At 29.3% G+C, this 1,364-nt stretch carries 2 protein-coding genes; one reads left to right on the top strand and one right to left on the bottom strand.

Annotated elements, in window-relative coordinates:
- Positions 1-10 precede the first annotated feature (10 nt).
- A complete protein-coding gene (locus tag GOQ24_RS11740) occupies positions 11-1,021 on the top strand; it encodes a DUF3871 family protein (RefSeq protein WP_160339769.1) in 1,011 nt (336 codons plus the stop codon).
- 32 nt (positions 1,022-1,053) lie between these two features.
- Here GOQ24_RS11740 and GOQ24_RS11735 read toward each other — a convergent pair.
- Positions 1,054-1,364, bottom strand: a 311-nt coding sequence (locus GOQ24_RS11735; RefSeq protein ID WP_160339768.1) for a hypothetical protein, incomplete at its 5' end; no start/stop codon positions are given.

Genomic DNA, 1,364 nt, shown 5'->3' with positions numbered 1-1,364 from the left:
AGATACATTTATTAGAGATTTTAATATTTCTAATATTAATCAATTATCTAATATATTAGATGTAGAAGAGAATTTAACACCTGCTGTAGTTCTTCCTAAATACACTCATAAACCATTTATTGAGGCTAATACACAGGAGATAGAATTACTAACTCTTCAGCAGGACTGTATAATTCCTGTGTTTTCTAAAGACAATGAAAAGACTATTGCACATCAAGAGTTTATAGATATAGCACAAGAATGTGCATATTCAATCTATTCAGGAGAAACTATTGAAATACCTGAAATAAGAGTATCTCATCAAATAAAAGGAAGAACACCTGATGCAATTCATAAAAGTGCTAAAGAGCTTCTAGAGCATGAGAAAACACAGTATTTTGAAAGAATGGCTTTTATTATAAAGATACCCTCTATAACTGCTAATATTGGAGGTAATACACTCTCATTAACCCTAGGAGGGGTTAGAGCTTATAACCAAGAAAACCTGTATAATAAGAAGTCTTTTGAAAAATTCAAATTCTTTATAGGCTTTCAGAATCTTGTATGCTGTAATCTTTGTGTTAGTACAGATGGTTTTTTATCTGAGATTAAAGTTAGTTCTTATGAAGAGCTTTATGCTAAGATTCTAGATGTTATGCAGAATTACAAAGCAGAGCAACACCTAGAGCTTATGAGAAACTTTACTAATTACTCTTTAACAGAGCATCAATTTGCTCAATTAATAGGTAAATCAAGATTATATAATCATTTACCTAAGTCTCAAAGATTAGAACTACCTGAAATGACTTTTAATGATGGGCAGTTTAATACAATAGCTAGGGATTATTACCAAGATGAAAGCTTTTGTAAAGATGAGTGTGGAAATATTAATCTATGGAATGTGTACAATCTATTTACACAAGCTAATAAGAGTAGCTATATAGATACATTCCTAGAAAGAAATTTAAATGCCTTTGAGTTTAATCAAGGTATTTGTAATGCAATCAATGGTGATAATAATTACCAATGGTTTTTGAGTTAAAAAAAGCCACCCTATTTATATAAGTAGGGTGGTTAATAATCTTCTGATTTAGCTCTCATTATAGATAATTGTCTTAAGAACTCCTTAGAATCTATATCTTCTTCTTGCATTCTTCTTGGAGCTCTATAAATGAGATTTAAACTCTCTAATCTATATTCAATATTTATTTTTGAGACTTGAAAATGTATAGATAGTCTTTCAATAATTTCTTGAAAATCTTTTCTATTACATTCTTGTTCATCAAGATAAATTCTTCCTGCTTTACTTATTCCTATTTCTTGTTGAATAGCTATTAACATTGCTTCTATACTTATGTCTGGTAAAAGCAAAGCACTACTAAAAG

Source organism: Myroides sp. LoEW2-1, from assembly GCF_009767705.1.
GTDB lineage: Bacteria > Bacteroidota > Bacteroidia > Flavobacteriales > Flavobacteriaceae > Flavobacterium > Flavobacterium album_A.
The sequence above is the reverse complement of the archived record's forward strand: the minus strand, read 5'-3'. Positions and strand labels throughout refer to the sequence as shown.